This window comes from Kitasatospora sp. NPDC007106 (assembly GCF_040634455.1).
GTDB classification, from domain to species: Bacteria; Actinomycetota; Actinomycetes; order Streptomycetales; family Streptomycetaceae; genus Kitasatospora; species Kitasatospora arboriphila.
Genome location: NZ_JBEYFP010000935.1, coordinates 1 through 2,154, shown reverse-complemented (window position 1 = coordinate 2,154; position 2,154 = coordinate 1). Strand labels below are relative to the sequence as shown.

The 2,154-nt window shown below is 75.3% G+C and carries 1 protein-coding gene; it reads right to left on the bottom strand.

Annotation, left to right across the window (positions count from 1 at the left end):
• Nucleotides 1–144 precede the first annotated feature (144 nt).
• Nucleotides 145–2,154 (bottom strand): regulator (locus ABZ641_RS34195; protein ID WP_359988222.1); only part of this gene is annotated, 2,010 nt, incomplete at its 5' end.

Sequence of the window (2,154 nt, the reverse complement as noted above, 5' to 3'; positions counted from 1 at the left end):
GGTTCGGCGACGGTGGTGGACACGACGGGGGTTCCTCCTGGGATACGGCTGACGTCAGCGGACTGCGGTGGGTGGTGCGGCCACGGTGTCGTCCCTTCATGGACTGGTGGACGGGTACTGCAAAGAAGGGGCGCGGGAGCGTCCCTAGTGGGCCGGCACGGGTGAGGGTTCGGCCGGGCGCGGGTCCGGGGGGCGGCCGTCCGTGCCGAACGGCGGCTCCGGCAGCCCGCCGTTGCCCAGCGCCCGCCGCACCGCCGCATCCAGGTCCAGCGCCGCACCCCGCGCGAACGCCTCCTCGAACTCCTCCTCGGTCAGCCCCGACCTGGCCCGCTCCTCGCCCTCCCGGTGCGGCCCGTTGAAGCTCCGGGACCCGAAGAACGGCGTCCCCACGCCCTGCCACATCCGGTGCGCCGCGCCCTGCAGCACCCGCGCCTCGACCAGGTCCGCCTCCGGCCCCTCGGTCTCCAGCACCGCCAGCAGCTCAACCCCGAGCACGATCCCCAGCAGGTCCCGGAACCGGTGGTTGAGCCGCACGCACTCGCGCGCGTACGCCCGGGCCCGCCGCAGCTCGCCGATCGTCCAGCTGGCGTGCGCGTAGGCGTACAGCCCGTAGGCGTAGGCCCACTGCTCGCCGTGCTCCTCGCAGATCTCCCGGACCCGCTCGATCCACGCCGTGCCCGTCTCGGCGTCGCCCTGGAACAGCCGCGCCAGCCCCAGCTCGAACATCGCCATCAGGACGTTGCTGTTCAGCTCGCCCAGCGCGTTGTAGTGCCAGAGCGCCTCCTCGAACAGCTCGGCCGCCCGCACGGGGTCGTCCGCGATCAGCGCCGCGCAGCCCTGCCGGTGCACCGCGTACGCCAGCGCCCGGTCGTCCCCGGTCTCCAGCGCCTGCCGCCGGCACTCCTCCAGCGCCGGCGCGGCCCGCACCAGGTCGCCCTGCAGCGTCGCCATGTACCCCGTCACCCAGAGCGCCTTCGCCCGTGCCCCGGTCGGCTCCGGTGCCAGCGCCAGCGCCCGGTCCAGCCAGTGCCGGCCCTCGCCCAGGTGGCCCGAGCCGACCCAGTAGAACCAGAGCGTCCCGGCCAGCACCAGCGCCTGCTGCTCCTCGCCCGGTTCGGCCAGGCAGAACTCCAGCGCGGCCCGCAGGTTGGGGTGCGCCAGCCGGGTCCGCTCGGCCGTCTCGGCCTGCCGCGGACCGAACCACTCCACCTCGCCCCAGGTCGCGACCCCCAGGTACCAGTCCCGGTGCCGGCGCAGCAGCCGCTGCTCCTCGCCGGTCGCGGCCAGCCACTGCGCGCCGTACTCGCGCAGCGTGTCGAGCATCCGGAAGCGCACCGCGTCGCCGCCGTCCAGCCGCAGCAGGACGGACTTGTCCACCAGGTCGCCGAGCAGGTCCGGCATGGCGTCCGGGTCGATGCCGTCGCCCGCGCAGACGTACTCGGCCGCCTCCAGGTCGAAGCCGCCGGCGAACACCGAGAGCCGTGCCCAGAGCAAACGTTCCTGCGAGGTGCACAGTTCGTGGCTCCAGCCGATCGTGGTGCGCAGCGTCTGGTGCCGCGGCGGGGCGGTGCGGGCGCCGCCGGTCAGCAGCCGGAACCGGTCGTCCAGCCGGATCGCGATCTGCTCCACGGAGAGCGAGCGCAGCCGGCCCGCCGCCAGTTCCACGGCCAGCGGGATGCCGTCCAGCCGGCGGCAGAGCAGCGCCACGTCGTCGGCGTTCTCCGCGGTCAGCGCGAACCCGGGCACCACCGCCGCCGCCCGTTCCGCGAACAGCCGCACCGCGTCCGGCCGCCGGCCGTCCCGTGCCTCCACCGGCAGCGGCGCCAGCGGCAGCAGATGCTCGCCGTCCACCCGGAGCGACTGCCGGCTGGTGGCCAGCACCCGCAGGCCGGGCGCGCCGCGCAGCAGCACGTCCGCCAGCTCGGCGCAGGCCTCGACCAGGTGCTCGCAGCCGTCCAGCACCAGCAGCATCCGGCGGTCGGCGAGCTGCTCCACCAGCACGTCGAGCGGCGGGCGCGCGGTGGAGTCGGTGAGCTCCAGCGCCTCCATCACCGCGTGGCCGAGCAGCAGCGGGTCCTGCACCGGCCCGATCTCGGCGAGCCGGACCCCGTCCCGCAGGTCCTGACCGGCCGGGGCCGCCGCCCGCAGGGCCAG